Consider the following 15644-nt stretch of genomic DNA (forward strand, 5'->3'; position numbering starts at 1 on the left):
CGGAGCGCATCCGCCCCGCGGCCTCGCAGGATCCGCACGGCGCCGCGTCCGCTCCTCGCGCTCCCCTGCGCCGCGACGGCCCTGGCGGCTCCCCGGCGATGCGCCAGGATGGGGGCATGACGACACGCGTGGACGGCCTCTTCGTCTACCCGGTGAAGGGCCTGACCCCGCAGCCGCTCCCCCGCGTCGAGCTCACCGCCGGCCGCGGCGTCCCCTTCGACCGCACGATCGCCCTCGCCCGCCCCGGCGGCGCCTACCGGCCCGGCATGCGGCACGGCATCTCCAAGCGCGAGTACTTCGTGCTCGTCGCCGAGGCGCGCCTCGCCGGCCTGACCACGCACCTCGACCCCGGCAGCGGAGTGCTCACCGTCGACGTCCGCGGCCACCGGGTCCTCTCCGCCGACCTGGGCGCGGAGGACGGACGGGCCGCACTGCGCTCCTTCGCCGCCCGTGTGCTCGACCTGCCGCCCGGCGTCGAGCCCGTGATCGCCCAGGACGCGGGGCGCCGCTACACCGACACGGCCCACAACTCCGATGTCGAGATGGAGTACGTCTCGCTGATCAACCTGGCGAGCGTCCGCGACCTCGCCGAGCGCACCGGCCGGAGCGTCGATCCGCTGCGGTTCCGCGGGAACATCCACCTCGAGGGGCTGCCGGCGTGGAGCGAGCTCGAGCTGCTCGGCCGCGAGCTCACCGCGGGCGGGCTGCGGCTGCGGATCACGAAGGCCACCGAGCGGTGCGCTGCGACCGAGGTCGAGCCGGGCACCGGGCGGCGCGATCTGCCGGTCCCCCGGCTGCTGCACGAGACCTACGGCCACGAGCTCCTCGGCGTCTACGCGGAGGTCCTCGACGGCGGCACGCTCGGCGTGGGCGACGAGCTGGTGCTCCGTGGCTGAGCTGCGGCTCGTGGTGGCCGAGCGCGAGGCGCTCACCCCGGCCGTCACCCGCTTCGTGCTGCGGAGCGAGGACGGCGCCCCGCTGCCCGGCTACTCGGCCGGCGCGCACCTCACGCTCACGACCCCCTCCGGCGAGCGCCGCAGCTACAGCCTCGTCGAGCCGGGATCCTCGGAGCCGTCGCACTACGCGATCGCGGTGCGCCGGGAGCCCGGGGGTCGGGGCGGATCGCGGAGCCTCCACGACGACGTCCGCGTCGGCGACGTCCTCTCCTCCGCGCCGCCCGCGAACACCTTCGTCCTCCGGCCCGCCGCCCGCTACCTCCTGATCGCCGGCGGGATCGGTGTCACCCCGATCCGCGCCATGGCCGCCGAGCTCCGGGCGCAGGGATCGGCCGTGCAGGTCGTCTACCTCAGCCGCACCCCCGAGGACACCGCGTGGCTCGACGAGTTCTCCGCCGACGGCTCCCTCGTGCACCACAGTGCGATCCACGGCCGGCTCGACCTCTGGCCGCTCGTCGCCGAGCCCGACGACGACACCCGGATCTACTGCTGCGGTCCGTCCGCGCTGATCGACGAGGTCCTCGCCCTCACGATGCACTGGCGCCCGAGCCGGATCCACGTCGAGGACTTCGCGGGCGTCGACGCCGTCGGCGACCGAGCCGTCCCCTTCGCCGCCGTCTGGGAGCCGACCGGAGCCGTTGTGGAGGTCCCGGCCGACCGCTCGCTCCTCACCGCGCTCCGCTCCTCCGGGATCGACGTCGACTCCTCCTGCGAGTCGGGCACGTGCGGCACCTGCCGCCTGCGCCTCGTCGGCGGGACGGCGGAGCACCGCGACCTGGTGCTGACCCCCGAGGAGCAGGACCGCTGGATCATGCCGTGCGTCTCGCGCTCCGCCGGCGGCGAGCTGGTCGTCGCCCCGGAGTGACGGAGCGGCGGGGCCCGTCCCCACGCACGCCGGCCGACACGCGTCGGCCGTCGTGTGACGCCGCGTGACGGGCGCCCGGCGCCCGGTCCCCCGCATGCCTAGGCTCCCGGACGGGGGACCACGACCGTCACGACCGAAGGACTTCCGATGACCAGCACCTCCGTCCGCACCCAGCTCGACGAGTTCACCGTCGGCTTCGACGAGACGGTCGGCCCCGAGCTCGCCGCCGTCTTCTCCGGCGAGCGCGACGACCTCGTCGCCGCCGGCGCCCCGAGCGGAGCCGTCACCGCCGGCGACGCGCTTCCCGCCGCCTCCGTCGTGACCGTCGACGGCGACACCGTCGACCTCGCGGACGTCCTCGGCGCGGGCCCGGCCGTCCTCGTCTTCTACCGCGGAGCCTGGTGCCCGTACTGCAACATCACGCTCAAGCACTACAACGAGACCCTCGCCCCCGAGCTCGCGTCGCGCGGAGTCGCCCTCGTCGCGATCAGCCCGCAGACTCCCGACGGGTCGCGCGCGGCGGTCGCGGGCGGCGACCTGGGCTTCACCGTCGTCTCCGACCCCGGCAACACGCTCGCGAGCGCTCTCGGCATCGTCACCGCCCCCAGCGGCGACGCGCAGGAGGCGCACACCGCGCTCGGCTTCGCCGTGAAGGACAGCAACGCCGACGACACCCCGGCCGTCCCGTACCCGACCGTCCTGGTCGTCGACGCCGACCGGATCGTCCGCACGGCGGACGTGCACGTCGACTACACGACGCGCACGGAGACCGAGGAGATCCTCGCCGCCGTCGACGCGCTCTGACACCTCCGCTCGCACCCTGAGCACGCGCGGCGGTCGAGCGCACCCCCTCGCCCGCCGCGCCGCCGCTCCCTAGGCTCGACCCGTGACAGCGGAGACGGACGTGCTCGTGGTCGGCGGCGGTCCGGTCGGACTCCTGCTCGGCGCGCTCCTGGCGCGGGCCGGAGTGGACGTGCAGGTGTGGGAGCGGCGCTCCTCGGTGCCGCGGGGCTCGCGGGCGATCGGCATCCATCCGCCGTCGCTCGACGCGTTCGCCGCGGTCGGCGCCGATGCTCCCGTGCTGGCCGAGGCCACCCGGGTCCGCGAGGGCGTCGCGCGCAGCCGGGGCCGCACCCTCGGCACGCTCTCGTTCGCGCGCGCCTCCGCGACGCACCCCTACGTCGTCACCCTCGACCAGCACCGCACCGAGGCGATCCTCCGCGAGCGCCTCGAGGCGGCGGCCCCGGACGCGCTGCGCCCCGGGGTCGCGCTGACCGGCCTGCTCCGTCGGGGCTCGACCGTCGAGGCGACCGGCACCGGACCGGGCGGCGAGCCGGTCTCCGTCCGCGCCGCCTTCGTCGTGGGAGCCGACGGCGCCCGCAGCACCGTCCGCGACCTGCTCGGGATCCGCACCACCGGCCGCGACTACCCGGACCGCTACGTGATGGGCGACTTCGCCGACCCCGAGCCCGGCGGTCTCACCGGCACCGCGCTGGTCGACGTCGGTCCGGCCGGAGTGGTGGAGTCCTTCCCGCTGCCGGGCGGTCGGCGCCGGTACGTCGCCCTGAGCGGCCCGGACCGCTCCCTCGGCGCCCCCGCCTGGCGGCCCGAGGAGGCCCCCGACCAGGAGGCCGCGCGCGCCCTGGCCGCCGCTGTCCGCGACCGGACGGGCGCCGACGCCGACCCGGAGACCTGCACGATGCTCAGCGGCTTCCAGGTGCGGCGCCGCGAGGCCGAGCGGATGGGCGTCGGCCGCGTCGTGCTCATCGGCGACGCCGCGCACGAGATCAGTCCGATCGGCGGGCAGGGCATGAACCTCGGCTGGCTCGACGCCGCCGAGCTCGCCCCGCTCCTGGCCGGTGCCGTGCGCCGCGGCGAGGCCGGCCCCTGGCCCGGCTTCGCCCGGCGGCGCACCACCGCGGCCCGGCGCGCGGCGCGGCAGGCGGAGGCGAACATGGCGCTCGGACGCCCGCTCGGCTCGCTCGCGCACCGCGGGCGCGAGACGTTCCTCCGCACCGCCCTCGCCCTGCCGACCTCGGACCTGCTCGCCCGCGTCTACGCGATGCGCTGGTCCTGAGGGCGGCCGGTCAGCCGACCAGCCGCGCGCCCGCCAGCCCGAGCTCGACCACCAGCACGAGCGAGGCCGCGATCACCAGCCGGAACAGGGTGCGCGTGGGCGGGCCGGTCAGCACCAGGCGGATGCCCGCCGCGGCGAGCACGACCACCGCGAGGGTCCCGATCACCGCGAGCACCACGCCTGTCCCGCGCACCGGCTGGTCGCCGACGAGCTGTCCGACGAGCACGAGCAGCGCGGCGACCACCAGCGACCCGAAGGCGACGACTCCGGAGAGCCGCAGGCCGAGGCGGTGCGGGAAGCCGCGGACCCCGGTGGCCTCGTCGTCGACCAGGTCGGGGAGCACGTTCGTGCAGTGGATCGCGATGCCGAACACGGCGCCGGTCGCGATCGCCCACCAGGCGGGGAGCCGGCCGTCGCCCGCCGCCACCGCCACCACCGGCAGCAGCCCGAAGGCGACCACGAACGGAGCGACCGACCAGACCGTGCGCTTGAGCCCCGCGTCGTAGGCCCAGCCCGCGGCGACCAGCACCAGGTGCGCGACCGCGGCGACCGGTCCGAGCAGCAGCGAGAGCACCACGGCGGCCGCGGCCGTCCCCAGAGCGGCGGCGCGGACGGCGCCCACGCCGATCAGCCCCTGCGCGACCGGCTTGTCGGTGCGCCCCACCGCGCGGTCGCGATCGGCGTCGATCCAGTCGTTCGCGAGCCCGATCGAGAGCTGCCCGAGCAGCACGGCGAGCGCCACCAGCACGACCTGCCCGAGCGGATGCCCGGACGCCGCCGCGATCACGGTCGCCAGCACGGTGACCGTCACGGTCGGCCCGGGGTGCGACGAGGCCAGCAGGAGTCGCACCCGGGACGTCATCCCGCCAGCCTACGGTCGCGGCGGCACAGCGGGCGCCGGTCGCGATCCCCGCCCGGAGCGCGATCCAGCGTGGTCCGAGCGCGGCGCCCGCATCCGCCCGCGACGGGAATGGCCCGGGATGGGGCAGGGTTGCACCACCCGGCATCCCGACTCAGGAAGAAGGCCTCGTGGACCTCGTGCACTGGCTGTTCGACGCGCAGATCGTCATCGGCGAGCAGACCGTCCTCTGGCGGGAGGTCATCGGCAACGTCTTCGGGCTCCTCAGCGCCCTCGGCGGGATGCGGCGGAAGGTCTGGGCCTGGCCCGTCGGCCTCATCGGCAACGTGCTGCTGTTCACGGTCTTCATGGGCGCCCTGTTCGGCACTCCGAACCCCGTCAACCTGCTCGGCCAGGCCGGGCGGCAGGTGATGTTCATCCTGGTCAGCGTCTACGGCTGGTACCGGTGGACCCACCGCCCCGACGACTCGACCACCTTGATCGAGCCGCGCTGGGCGTCGTGGCGCACCCGCGGCCTGCTGGTGCTCGGGATGGTCGGCGGCACCGCGGTGCTGACGCCCGTGTTCCGCGCGCTCGGCTCCTACGAGCCGGTCTGGAGCGACGCGTGGATCTTCGTCGGCTCCGTCCTCGCCACCTACGGCATGGCGAAGGGCTGGACCGAGTTCTGGCTCATCTGGGTGGCCGTCGACCTGGTCGGCGTGCCGCTGCTGTTCTCGGCCGGCTACTACGCGTCGGGGCTGATGTACGTCTTCTACGGCGCGTTCACCCTGGTCGGCTTCTTCGTCTGGATGCGGCAGGGCACCCGTCCGTCCGCCGCTCCGATCACGGTCGGCTAGCTCTAGCAGCCCGCCGCCGCCGGCGGAAGTGGCCGTGCGGGAGGCGCTGTCGGTGGTCCACTGGGAGCGGAGGCGCCCGCCTCCCCCACCAGGAACGGACGCCATGCTCTCCCTCGTCTACTCCAGCCGCACCTCCGCCGGCTTCACGGACGCCGACCTCCCCGCGCTGCTCGCCCAGTGTCGCGCGAACAACGAGCGTCTCGGCCTGACCGGCATGCTCCTGCACCGCGACGGCCGGTTCCTCCAGGTGCTCGAGGGGCCGGACGAGGTCCTGCGCGAGCGGATGGCCGTCATCGCCGCCGACGAGCGCCACGCGCAGCTGCGCACCCTCCTCGAGGAGCCGATCCGGGAGCGGCTCTTCCCGGAGTGGTCGATGGCGTTCGAGTCCGCCGCCGACGCCGAGGCCGCCGGGCTGCGCACCTCCTTCGACGACCTCGACGACACCGAGGCCGAGAGCGCGACGCTCCCGGCGCTGCGCGAGCTCATCCGCTTCTTCCGCGAGCGGAGCTAGGCGGAGCTAGGCGGAGCTAGGCGGAGCTGGGCGGAGCGATACGGGACGCCGGGATCGCGGCCGGTCCGCCGCCGGGAGTCGACGCCCGTCACTCCTCCGCCGAGGGAGGAGCGAGCCGGTCGAGCCGCGCCAGGAGCGGGGCGAAGCCGTCGCCGAGCAGGGCGCTCAGCGGCTCGCCGAACCAGAACCGCCAGACGGCGTCGAGCTCCTCGCCGGTGATCCGTCCTCGGCGCAGAAGGATGCTCGCGATCGGGGCCGCCTCAGACGCGTACTCCTCGCGGGGAGCGCCGTCCTCGCGACCCGGCTCGAGTCCGTACGGATCGACCGCGTCGAGCTCCCGCAGGACGGCCGCCAGCATCGCGTCCCGGCGTTCCGCGGTCGCGCCGTCCTGGTTCGTCGGTGCTCGGCGCTCCATCGCGAGAAGGTACCGAGCCCACTCCTCGTCGTCCATTCGTCGTCTCCGATCTCTCCGGATGCCGCGCCTTCTCGAGGCCTTTCTCTTCCTTCGGCGCCGGCTTGTCGAGGCACGGGGGAACCGCCTCTCCGACGGCTTGTCATCCCCCCGCGAGAAAGGCGCGGACGCCTTCCCGCGTCAGCCCCGAGGCGACGGCGAGCCGGTGCTCTCCGGCCCCGAGTCGGGCGGCTCCGCGGAGTGCCGCGGCCCTTTCTCCGCCCTCGCCGGAAGTCCCGCTCCGGAACGCCGCGAATTCCGCGGACACCCGATCGAGAGCGTCGACGACATCACCGGACACGCTCTCCGGCGGCTCGCCGAGATCGATGCGCCAGCCTCTCCCGGACTTCTCGTCGCTGTCGTTCACACGGAGGAAAGTACCCCGGACCGCAGGGCGGCGCCTGTGATCGCCCTGCGGTCGTCTCGCCCCGCAGGACGCGCTTCCCGCACACTAGGTATTGCCAGGCCTTGCAACGCAAGGCATAGTGGTCCGCATGGCGACGGACGCGGAGAAGATCCTCACGAACCTCCGGAAGGGGGTCGTCGAGTTCTGCGTCCTGGCCGCGATCTCGGGCGAGCCGAAGTACGGACGCGACCTCGCGCTCACCCTGAGCGAGAAGGGCCTGCTCGCCGGCGAGGGCACGCTCTACCCCCTGCTCTCACGCCTGCGCGACAGCGGACTCGTCTCGACGGAGCTCACCGACCCGAGCCTCGGACGACAGCGGCGCTACTACACCCTCGCTCCCGCAGGCCGCGCCCGGCTCGAGGAGTTCCGGGCGGCCTGGGTGCCGTTCCGATCCACCGTCGACGACCTCCTGGAGACGCACTGATGACGACGCACACCACGGAAACGACCGGCCGCGGCTACACCGCCCGGCTGCGCCGCGAACTGGCGGTCCTCCCGCGGCGGTCGCGACGCGAGCTGCTCGAGGACGCCTCGGAGCACGCCGCGGGCGACGAGTCGGAGCTCGCGCGCTCCTTCGGCGATCCCGTCGAGATCGCCCGCGCCGCACTCGATCAGCACGACGCCCGCACAGGCCGTCCGATGCGCCCCAGCCTTCTGCTGCCCTCGAAGCTCCTGCAGCTGGGCGCGGCGGTCCTCACCGGCCCGTTCGCCGCGATCGCGCTCCTCGACCTCCTCCTGAACGGCACCGCCCTCGGCCTGCCGAGGCTCGCGCTCTGGGCACTCATCGCGCTGCCGCCGCTCCTCGTCCGCTGGACGACGTGGTGGCGCGTCTCCCTCGCCTGCGCGGTCCTCCACGCCTGCTACCTCGCTGTCTCGGCCGTGGTCACCCTCGGCGGAGGGAACGTGCCCGCCCCGGCCGTGGCCCTCCTCCTCTCGGCGCCCGTCGCTCTGGCTCAGCTCCTGGCCCTCGGCCTCTCGGCGGTCGCCCTCCTCCGGACCCCGCGGGTCCTCCGCGCCCGCTGACGAGGAGCGTCGGGCAGGATGAGCCGGGTGTCGATCAGCAGAACGTGGAGAGCAGCGGCGGTGATGGCGTCGATCACGTCGCTCTCGGCGTGCGCGACGGAGTACCACGGCCACGACAGCGGGATCGACGGCAGGCTGTGGCGGCAGATGGCCGCGGTCGAGGATCCTCTCAGCACGAGTGTCTACCGGTCGCTCGACGAGACGATCGGCATACTCCACGGCCTGAATCCGGAGGCTTATCCACCGCCTCTCGAGGACCCGTCCGCCTATCTCTCGGGAATCGACGTCCCCCGCTGGGACGGAGAGGCCGAGTCGGTCGATCCCTCGGTGCTCGAGGACGGCGGAGTGGTGCTCTACGACGAGGACGTCACGGACGGCGAGGCCCGCTTCTCGCTCTTCCTCGCGTCCGGTCCGATCCCCGGAGAGGAGGATGAGGGCGGCTGGTTCAGCGGTCCCAGCGAGGTCTACACCTGCTACGGACTCGTCGTCGACTTCCGAGCGCACACGCCTCCCGGTCCGGAGAGGACGGCCTTCGAGGACTGTCCCGCGGACCTCGTCGCCGTGCTCCGCTCCGATGCGGCCTTCGCCTCGGCCGAGGTCTTCGACGGCTGACCCGACCGCGGCGACCACCCGCTGCGACGACCGCGGGGCGGAGGCGCGGATCGCGTCGTTCCGGCGCGCCCGCACCAGCGGTGCCGGAACGTCCGGCCGATCCGGGAGCGGCACCCGTCCGAGCCGTCGAGGTTCCGTCGGTGTGCAGGCCCCCGCGCCGAGGGACGTAAAGTGTGCTCACACGCGCCCGCGGACGGGCGAGCCGCCCGTGAGGGCGCCCCGGTCCTGCGTCGGAGGCGCCGATCACAGAGAGCCGCGGTGCCCGATGCCGGAAGACAAGCCCGCGTCGCGGGCGCCGAGCATCTACGACGTCGCCCGCGCGGCCGGCGTCTCGCACCAGACCGTCTCCCGGGTCCTGAACGACCACCCGAGCCTCCGCGCCGAGACGAAGAAGCGCGTGCTCGAGGTCATGGCCGAGCTCGACTACCGCCCCAACCTCGCCGCGCGGGCACTGGTCACCAGCCGCACCCGCACCGTCGGCGTGCTGTCCTCGCAGAGCCTGCAGTACGGTCCGGCCTCCAGCATCCAGGCCATCGAGGTGGCGGCGCGCGACGCGGGCTACCTCGTCGTCACGGCCAACGTCGACGGCACCGACGGCGCGTCGATCCAGGCCGGGATCCGGCATCTGCTCAACCAGGCGGTCGAGGGCCTCGTGGTCGTCGCCCCGCAGATCCGCGTCTTCGACATCCTCTCCGGAGTCGCGCTGCGCATCCCGCACGTGACGCTGCAGACGAGCGAGGACGACCGCGACGACGCGCTCTACGTCGACCAGATGGCCGGCGCCCGCATCGCCACCGGACACCTGATCGACCTCGGGCACACCGAGATCGTGCACCTCGCCGGCCCGCAGGACTGGATCGAGGCCGAGGCGCGGATGCGCGGCTACCTCGCCGAGCTCGACCACCGCTCGATCCCGCTGCGCCCGCCGCTGCTCGGCGACTGGAGCGCCGAGCGCGGCCACCGCGTGGGCCTCGAGCTCTCGCGCTTTCTCGACTTCACCGCGGTGTTCGCGGGGAACGACCAGATGGCGCTCGGACTGATGAGCGCGTTCCACGAGCGCGGGGTCCGCGTGCCGGAGGACGTCAGCGTCATCGGCTTCGACGACATCCCCGAGGCTGCGTTCTACTGGCCGCCGCTGACCAGCGTCCGCCAGGACTTCGTGGAGCTCGGACGCCGGTGCGTGGCCGCGCTGCTCAGCCTGATCGAGGGCGACCGGCCGGAGAAGGCGGCGCCGATCGCTCCGCAGCTGGTCGTCCGCGGATCCACAGCCGTCCCCCGGAGCGCGAGCGTCACCGCCTCGCGCTGACCGGCGGCCGCGACGCCCTCGCGCCGCGACCGCCCGGGATCACTCGCCGTGAGCGGCGATCGACACGTCGTTCCAGCGCTTCCAGGTCTCGAGGCGCGTCTCGTAGTCCGCCGTCGCGATGCCCAGCGGCGCGCGCCCGAAGAAGATCCGCAGCGGCGGCTCGTCCGCGTCCACGACCGCGAGGATCCCGAGGCGCGAGGCCCGCGGGTCGCCCTGCTGAGCGGCGGAGGGGCGTCGGCTCGCTGCCTCGCGGACCTCGTCGTACGCAGCGATCGGCTCGCTGCGCGACGCGGAGGGACCGGACCAGTCGGTCGAGTACCCGCCGGGCTCGACGAGGGTCACGTGGATCCCGAAGCCGGCGACCTCGGCGGCCAGCGACTGGGTGAAGCCCTCGAGCGCCCACTTCGACGCGTGGTACGCGCCGATCGAGGGGAACGCGCTGATGCCGCCGATGCTCGACACCTGGACGATGTGGCCCGAGCCCTGCTCGCGGAGGATCGGCAGCGCGGCCTGGGTGACCCAGAGGGCGCCGAAGACGTTGGTCTCGAGCTGCGCGCGGACCTCCTCCTCGGTGAGCTCCTCGATCATGCCGAAGTGCCCGTAGCCGGCGTTGTTGATCACGACGTCCAGCCGGCCGAACCGCTCGGCCGCGGCCTGCACCGCGGCGAAGCCGGCCGCGCGGTCGGTCACGTCGAGGGTCAGCGGGAGGAACGTGTCCGGATACTCCTCGACGAGAGCGTCGAGGGTCTCGATCCGGCGGGCGGTGCCGGCGACCGAATCGCCGCGCTCGAGCGCCGCCTCGGCCCACTCGCGGCCGAAGCCCTTCGAGGCGCCGGTGATGAACCAGGTCTTCGTCATGGTGTGCGTCCTTTCGACAGTGCTGGACGCAACGCCGACGGCTCCGGCTCCCTTCCGGGGCCGGGGACCCTTGACACGAGCGGTCGGGGAGCGGACGACGCGGTATGCGAGGCCGCCGGTGTCCCGTTACCGAGTCGAGACGTACGCGTTGACACGAACGGCGCCGTCGGGTCTAGCATGACGCAATGTGATCGCTCACATGGCATCACATCTCCGCCCCGATCCCGAGGGCGGCCCTGCATCCACTGCATTCAATGACGAAGGAATCACAGTGACCACAATGAAGCGCGCTCTCATCGCCGGCATCGCCGGCGGAGCGATGATCCTCTCCCTCGCCGCCTGCTCCTCCGGAACCGGTGGCGGCTCGGGCTCGGGATCCGGCGACGGCGGCCTCGTCGGCGTCGCGATGCCGACCAAGTCGTCCGAGCGCTGGATCGCTGACGGCAACAACGTCAAGTCGCAGCTCGAGGAGGCCGGCTACCAGGTCGACCTGCAGTACGCCGAGGACGACATCCCCACCCAGGTCTCGCAGCTCGAGAACATGATCACCAAGGGCGCCAAGGCCCTGATCGTCGCCTCGATCGACGGCACCACCCTCACGAGCGTGCTCGAGGAGGCCAAGGCCAACGACATCCCCGTCATCGCCTACGACCGCCTCATCCGCGACTCCGAGAACGTGGACTACTACGCCACGTTCGACAACTACAAGGTGGGCGTCCAGCAGGCCACCTCGCTCCTCGCGGGCCTCGGTCTCACCGACCTCACCGGCGCGAAGGCCGCCGACGCCCCCGCCGGCCCCTTCAACGTCGAGCTGTTCGCCGGCAGCCCCGACGACAACAACGCCACGTTCTTCTTCAACGGCGCGATGGACACCCTCCAGCCGTACATCGACGACAAGACGCTCGTCGTGAAGTCCGGCGAGACCGACTTCAACACCGTCGCCACGCTCCGCTGGGACGGCGAGGTCGCCCAGAGCCGCATGGAGGACATCCTCACCAAGACGTACTCCGACGGCTCTAAGGTCCAGGGCGTCCTCTCGCCCTACGACGGCCTCAGCCGCGGCATCATCTCGGCTCTGACCGACGCCGGCTACACCGTCGGCTCCGACTTCCCGATCATCACCGGTCAGGACGCCGAGCTCGACTCCGTCAAGGCGATCATCGCCGGCGAGCAGTACGCGACCATCTACAAGGACACCCGCGAGCTCGCCAAGGAGGCCGTGAAGATGGCCCAGGCCGTGCTCGAGGGCACCGAGCCCGAGGTCAACGACACCGACACCTACGACAACGGCAAGAAGGTCGTCCCGTCCTTCCTGCTCGAGCCGGTCATCGTCACCAAGGACCAGATCCAGTCCGTCCTCGTCGACGGCGGCTACTACACCGACGCGGAAGTGAACGGCTAGTCCTCTCTCCTCACCCGAGAAGGAACACCCCGGGAGGGCGCCCACTGGGCGCCCTCCCCCACTACGAAGGAAGGGAGGCGGCGTGACCTCGAACATCCTCGAGATGCGCGGCATCACCAAGACGTTCCCGGGCGTGAAGGCGCTCCAGGACGTCACGCTCAACGCACAGCGCGGCGAAGTCCACGCGATCTGCGGGGAGAACGGCGCCGGCAAGTCGACGCTGATGAAGGTCCTGTCGGGCGTCTACCCGCACGGCACCTACGAGGGCGACATCGTCTTCGAGGACGAGGTGATGCAGTTCTCCAGCATCCGCGACTCGGAGGCGAAGGGCATCGTCATCATCCACCAGGAGCTGGCCCTCAGCCCCTACCTCTCCATCGCGGAGAACATCTTCCTCGGCAACGAGGTGCGCGGCTTCGGCGGCCTGATCGACTGGAACAAGACCAACCAGGAGGCCGCGGCGCTGCTGGCCCGCGTGGGTCTGCGCGAGAACCCGACCACCAAGATCATGGAGATCGGAGTCGGCAAGCAGCAGCTCGTCGAGATCGCGAAGGCGCTCTCGAAGCGGGTCAAGCTGCTCATCCTCGACGAGCCCACCGCGGCCCTGAACGACGAGGACTCGGACCACCTGCTCGACCTGATCCTGCACCTCAAGGAGCAGGGCATCACGTCGATCATCATCAGCCACAAGCTGAACGAGATCAAGAAGATCGCGGACACCGTCACGGTCATCCGCGACGGCAAGACCATCGAGACGATCGCCCACGACGACGTCACCGAGGACCGCATCATCAAGGACATGGTCGGCCGCGACCTCGACCACCGCTACCCGGACCACACGCCGCACATCGGCGAGGAGATCCTGCGCGTGGTCGACTGGACGGCCCACCACCCCCAGGACCCGACCCGCGTCATGGTGGACAAGGTCAACCTGTCGGTCCACCGCGGCGAGATCGTCGGCATCGCCGGGCTCATGGGCGCCGGGCGCACCGAGTTCGCGATGAGCCTCTTCGGCCGCTCCTACGGCAGCCGCATCTCCGGCCAGGTCTTCAAGGCCGGCAAGGAGATCAAGATCCGCAACGTCTCGGAGGCGATCGCCCACGGGCTCGCCTACGCGACCGAGGACCGCAAGCACTACGGCCTCAACCTCATCGACGACATCAAGCGGAACATCTCGCTCGCGTCGCTCGACAAGGTCGCCCGCGGCGGACTCGTCGACGACAACCGCGAGTTCGAGGTCGCCAACGAGTACCGCGGCAGCATGAACATCAAGTCGCCGACCGTGCTCGCCAAGACCGGGAAGCTCTCCGGCGGCAACCAGCAGAAGGTCGTCCTGTCGAAGTGGATCTACTCCGACCCGGACGTCCTCATCCTCGACGAGCCCACCCGCGGCATCGACGTGGGTGCGAAGTACGAGATCTACACCATCATCAACCGGCTCGCGGCGCAGGGTAAGGGGATCATCGTCATCTCCTCCGAGCTGCCGGAGCTGCTCGGCATCTGCGACCGCGTCTACGCGCTGTCGGAGGGCCGGATCACGGGCGAGCTGCCCATCGCCGAGGCGACGCCCGAGGCGGTCCTCACCCTCATGACCCAGGAGAAGCAACGATGACCGATCTGCAGAACGAACCGTCCACCGCGGCCGGTGCGCAGGTGAAGCCCACCGAGAACGCCTTCACGAAGCGCCTCAGCCACGTGCTGGGTGACCTCGGCAAGAACGGCATCTTCATCGCCCTCATCGTGGTGGTGCTGCTGTTCGAGGTGATGACCGGCGGAATCCTCCTCCGCCCCCAGAACATCTCGAACCTGATCGTCCAGAACGGCTACATCCTGATCCTCGCCATCGGCATGGTGATGGTCATCGTGGCCGGGCACATCGACCTCTCGGTCGGCTCGGTCGCGGCGTTCGTCGGAGCGATCTCGGGCGTCTTCGCGGTCAACATGGGTCTCCCGTGGTGGCTGTCGATCATCCTCTCCCTCCTCATCGGCGCCCTGGTCGGAGCGTGGCAGGGCTTCTGGATCGCCTACGTCGGGATCCCGGCGTTCATCGTGACCCTGGCGGGCATGCTGATCTTCCGCGGCCTGGCGCTCGTCGTCCTCGGCAACGCGAACATCGGCTCCTTCCCGACCGAGTACCGCGCGCTGGGCAACGGCTTCCTCACCGACCTGTTCGGCGAGACCGACCTCGACCCGCTGTCGCTCGTCATCGGCGCGCTCGCGATCGTCGCCTTCGCCGTGCAGTCCGTGCGCACCCGCCGCGGCCGCCAGAAGTACGCGCAGAGCGTCGAGCCGGGCGCCTGGTTCGTCACCAAGCTCGTCCTCGTCTCCGTCGTGATCGCGGCCTTCTCCTTCGCGCTGGCCACCTTCAAGGGCATCCCGGTCACCCTGATCGTGCTCGCCGTGCTCGTCCTGATCTACGGCGTGGTCATGAACCGCTCCGTCTTCGGCCGCCACGTCTACGCGATCGGCGGCAACCTGCACGCCGCGGAGCTGTCCGGCATCAAGACCCGCAACGTCACCTTCTGGCTGTTCGTCAACATGGGCGTCCTCGCGGCGCTGGCCGGCCTCGTCTTCACCGCGCGACTCAACCTCGCCGGCCCGAAGGCGGGAGACGGCTTCGAGCTCGAGGCCATCTCGGCCGCCTTCATCGGCGGCGCGGCCGTCCAGGGCGGCGTCGGCACCATCGGCGGCGCGATCATCGGTGGCCTCATCATCGGCGTCCTGAACAACGGCATGTCGATCATGGGCATCGGCATCGAGTGGCAGCAGGCGGTCAAGGGCCTCGTGCTCCTGCTCGCGGTCGCCTTCGACGTCTACAACAAGCGCCGCTCGGGCGGACGCTAGGCCCTGCGGTCGTGCCCGACTGGTCGCGGTTCCTGCCGCTGAGCACCGGGCCCTCGGTCGACGAGACGGGCGTCAGCAACGACTGGCGCCCCCTCGTCGCCGAGAGGCTCGACCGCCTCGCCGTCCTGGCCGCCTCGCCCTCCACCACGGAAGGCGGGGCGGCCAGTGCCGTCTCCCGGGACGCCCTGCTCGGAGAGCTCGTCGTGCGGCTCTCGAGCAGCACCGGCCAGCGCCTCGCGACGCGGATGGGCGCCCGCGAGGCCTCCTCCCCTCCCCCTGCCGCCGAGATCGCCCCGGCCCTGGCCGCTCTCGCCTCCGCTCGCCGCGCCGGCGCCGGTCCCCGCTCGGTCGCCGAGCTGGTCGAGGTCGTCCGCGTCGAGCTCGCCCTCTCCCCCGAGCCGCTCGCCCTCTCCTCCCGCATCACCGGCGGGGTGGCCCTGGACCGCCTGCAGCGCGCGCCGCTCGCGATCCGCGCCGCCGTCCGCGGTCGCACCCTCGCTCCGACCGACGCGGAGTGGGAGCTCGGCTCCGGCCCCGCCCTGCGCGTGCCGGCCGACGCGATCCTCCGCTTCCTGCTCGGCCTCGGGCCCTTCCCCGCCGAGCCGACCGCCTAGGCGGCGCCGCCACCTGCCCACGGG

The 15644-nt window shown here is 72.2% G+C and carries 18 protein-coding genes; 14 read left to right on the forward strand and 4 right to left on the reverse strand.

The window, feature by feature from the left end:
• Positions 1–116: 116 nt before the first annotated feature.
• The 4 genes from GTU71_RS08225 (at position 117) to GTU71_RS08240 (ending at position 3898) form a co-directional block, all read left to right on the forward strand.
• Positions 117–896 carry an MOSC domain-containing protein gene (locus GTU71_RS08225; RefSeq protein ID WP_159939649.1) on the forward strand — a complete coding sequence of 260 codons (780 nt, stop codon included), beginning with the start codon at positions 117–119 and terminating at the stop codon, positions 894–896.
• A complete protein-coding gene (locus GTU71_RS08230; protein WP_104315696.1) occupies positions 889–1821 on the forward strand; it encodes a PDR/VanB family oxidoreductase in 933 nt (310 codons plus the stop codon). The genes GTU71_RS08225 and GTU71_RS08230 overlap by 8 nt, the downstream gene beginning before the upstream one ends.
• A 147-nt stretch (positions 1822–1968) precedes the next feature.
• Entirely contained in the window at positions 1969–2625 is a 657-nt protein-coding gene (locus tag GTU71_RS08235; protein WP_104346536.1) for a peroxiredoxin-like family protein, read from the forward strand.
• Between the two features lie 82 nt (positions 2626–2707).
• On the forward strand, positions 2708–3898 hold the full coding sequence (locus GTU71_RS08240) for an NAD(P)/FAD-dependent oxidoreductase (RefSeq protein ID WP_159939650.1): 1191 nt from the start codon (positions 2708–2710) through the stop codon (positions 3896–3898).
• A gap of 10 nt (positions 3899–3908) precedes the next feature.
• Here GTU71_RS08240 and GTU71_RS08245 read toward each other — a convergent pair whose 3' ends face one another.
• A complete protein-coding gene (locus GTU71_RS08245) occupies positions 3909–4760 on the reverse strand; it encodes a UbiA family prenyltransferase (RefSeq protein ID WP_104227404.1) in 852 nt (283 codons plus the stop codon).
• 167 nt (positions 4761–4927) lie between these two features.
• Here GTU71_RS08245 and pnuC point away from each other — a divergent pair, with 167 nt between their 5' ends.
• Both pnuC and GTU71_RS08255 read left to right on the forward strand, forming a co-directional pair.
• On the forward strand, positions 4928–5593 hold the full coding sequence (gene pnuC / locus GTU71_RS08250) for a nicotinamide riboside transporter PnuC (RefSeq protein ID WP_104227403.1): 666 nt from the start codon (positions 4928–4930) through the stop codon (positions 5591–5593).
• Between the two features lie 103 nt (positions 5594–5696).
• Complete coding sequence (locus GTU71_RS08255; protein ID WP_159939651.1) at positions 5697–6104, forward strand: BLUF domain-containing protein; 408 nt, start codon at positions 5697–5699, stop codon at positions 6102–6104.
• An 88-nt stretch (positions 6105–6192) separates the two neighbouring features.
• Here GTU71_RS08255 and GTU71_RS08260 read toward each other — a convergent pair whose 3' ends face one another.
• Positions 6193–6519, reverse strand: a complete 327-nt coding sequence (locus GTU71_RS08260) for a hypothetical protein (RefSeq protein WP_159939652.1) — start codon at positions 6517–6519, stop codon at positions 6193–6195.
• A gap of 139 nt (positions 6520–6658) precedes the next feature.
• Entirely contained in the window at positions 6659–6922 is a 264-nt protein-coding gene (locus GTU71_RS08265; RefSeq protein WP_104297847.1) for a hypothetical protein, read from the reverse strand.
• A gap of 127 nt (positions 6923–7049) precedes the next feature.
• On the opposite strand from GTU71_RS08265, the gene GTU71_RS08270 reads away from it, so the two are divergent.
• The 4 genes from GTU71_RS08270 (at position 7050) to GTU71_RS08285 (ending at position 9902) form a co-directional block, all read left to right on the forward strand.
• A complete protein-coding gene (locus tag GTU71_RS08270; RefSeq protein WP_159939653.1) occupies positions 7050–7385 on the forward strand; it encodes a PadR family transcriptional regulator in 336 nt (111 codons plus the stop codon).
• Complete coding sequence (locus GTU71_RS08275) at positions 7385–7984, forward strand: hypothetical protein (RefSeq protein WP_159939654.1); 600 nt, start codon at positions 7385–7387, stop codon at positions 7982–7984. The genes GTU71_RS08270 and GTU71_RS08275 overlap by 1 nt, the downstream gene beginning before the upstream one ends.
• Positions 7985–8011: 27 nt before the next feature.
• Complete coding sequence (locus GTU71_RS08280) at positions 8012–8596, forward strand: hypothetical protein (protein ID WP_159939655.1); 585 nt, start codon at positions 8012–8014, stop codon at positions 8594–8596.
• A gap of 265 nt (positions 8597–8861) precedes the next feature.
• The gene (locus GTU71_RS08285; RefSeq protein ID WP_104234510.1) at positions 8862–9902 is read left to right on the forward strand and encodes a LacI family DNA-binding transcriptional regulator; all 1041 of its coding nucleotides are present in this window, start codon (positions 8862–8864) and stop codon (positions 9900–9902) included.
• Between the two features lie 39 nt (positions 9903–9941).
• Here the strand turns inward: GTU71_RS08285 and GTU71_RS08290 are convergent, their stop codons facing one another.
• Positions 9942–10760 carry an SDR family oxidoreductase gene (locus GTU71_RS08290; protein ID WP_159939656.1) on the reverse strand — a complete coding sequence of 273 codons (819 nt, stop codon included), beginning with the start codon at positions 10758–10760 and terminating at the stop codon, positions 9942–9944.
• A 280-nt stretch (positions 10761–11040) separates the two neighbouring features.
• Here GTU71_RS08290 and chvE point away from each other — a divergent pair, with 280 nt between their 5' ends.
• The 4 genes from chvE to GTU71_RS08310 all read left to right on the forward strand — a co-directional run bounded on the left by chvE (position 11041) and on the right by GTU71_RS08310 (position 15620).
• On the forward strand, positions 11041–12162 hold the full coding sequence (gene chvE / locus GTU71_RS08295; protein ID WP_104224984.1) for a multiple monosaccharide ABC transporter substrate-binding protein: 1122 nt from the start codon (positions 11041–11043) through the stop codon (positions 12160–12162).
• An 82-nt stretch (positions 12163–12244) separates the two neighbouring features.
• On the forward strand, positions 12245–13774 hold the full coding sequence (gene mmsA / locus GTU71_RS08300) for a multiple monosaccharide ABC transporter ATP-binding protein (protein WP_104256398.1): 1530 nt from the start codon (positions 12245–12247) through the stop codon (positions 13772–13774).
• Entirely contained in the window at positions 13771–15006 is a 1236-nt protein-coding gene (gene mmsB, locus GTU71_RS08305) for a multiple monosaccharide ABC transporter permease (protein ID WP_104227395.1), read from the forward strand. The genes mmsA and mmsB overlap by 4 nt, the downstream gene beginning before the upstream one ends.
• Before the next feature lie 11 nt (positions 15007–15017).
• A complete protein-coding gene (locus tag GTU71_RS08310; protein ID WP_159939657.1) occupies positions 15018–15620 on the forward strand; it encodes a hypothetical protein in 603 nt (200 codons plus the stop codon).
• The last annotated feature ends 24 nt before the right edge of the window (positions 15621–15644 follow it).

The sequence above is a fragment of the Rathayibacter sp. VKM Ac-2762 genome (assembly GCF_009866585.1).
GTDB lineage: Bacteria > Actinomycetota > Actinomycetes > Actinomycetales > Microbacteriaceae > Rathayibacter.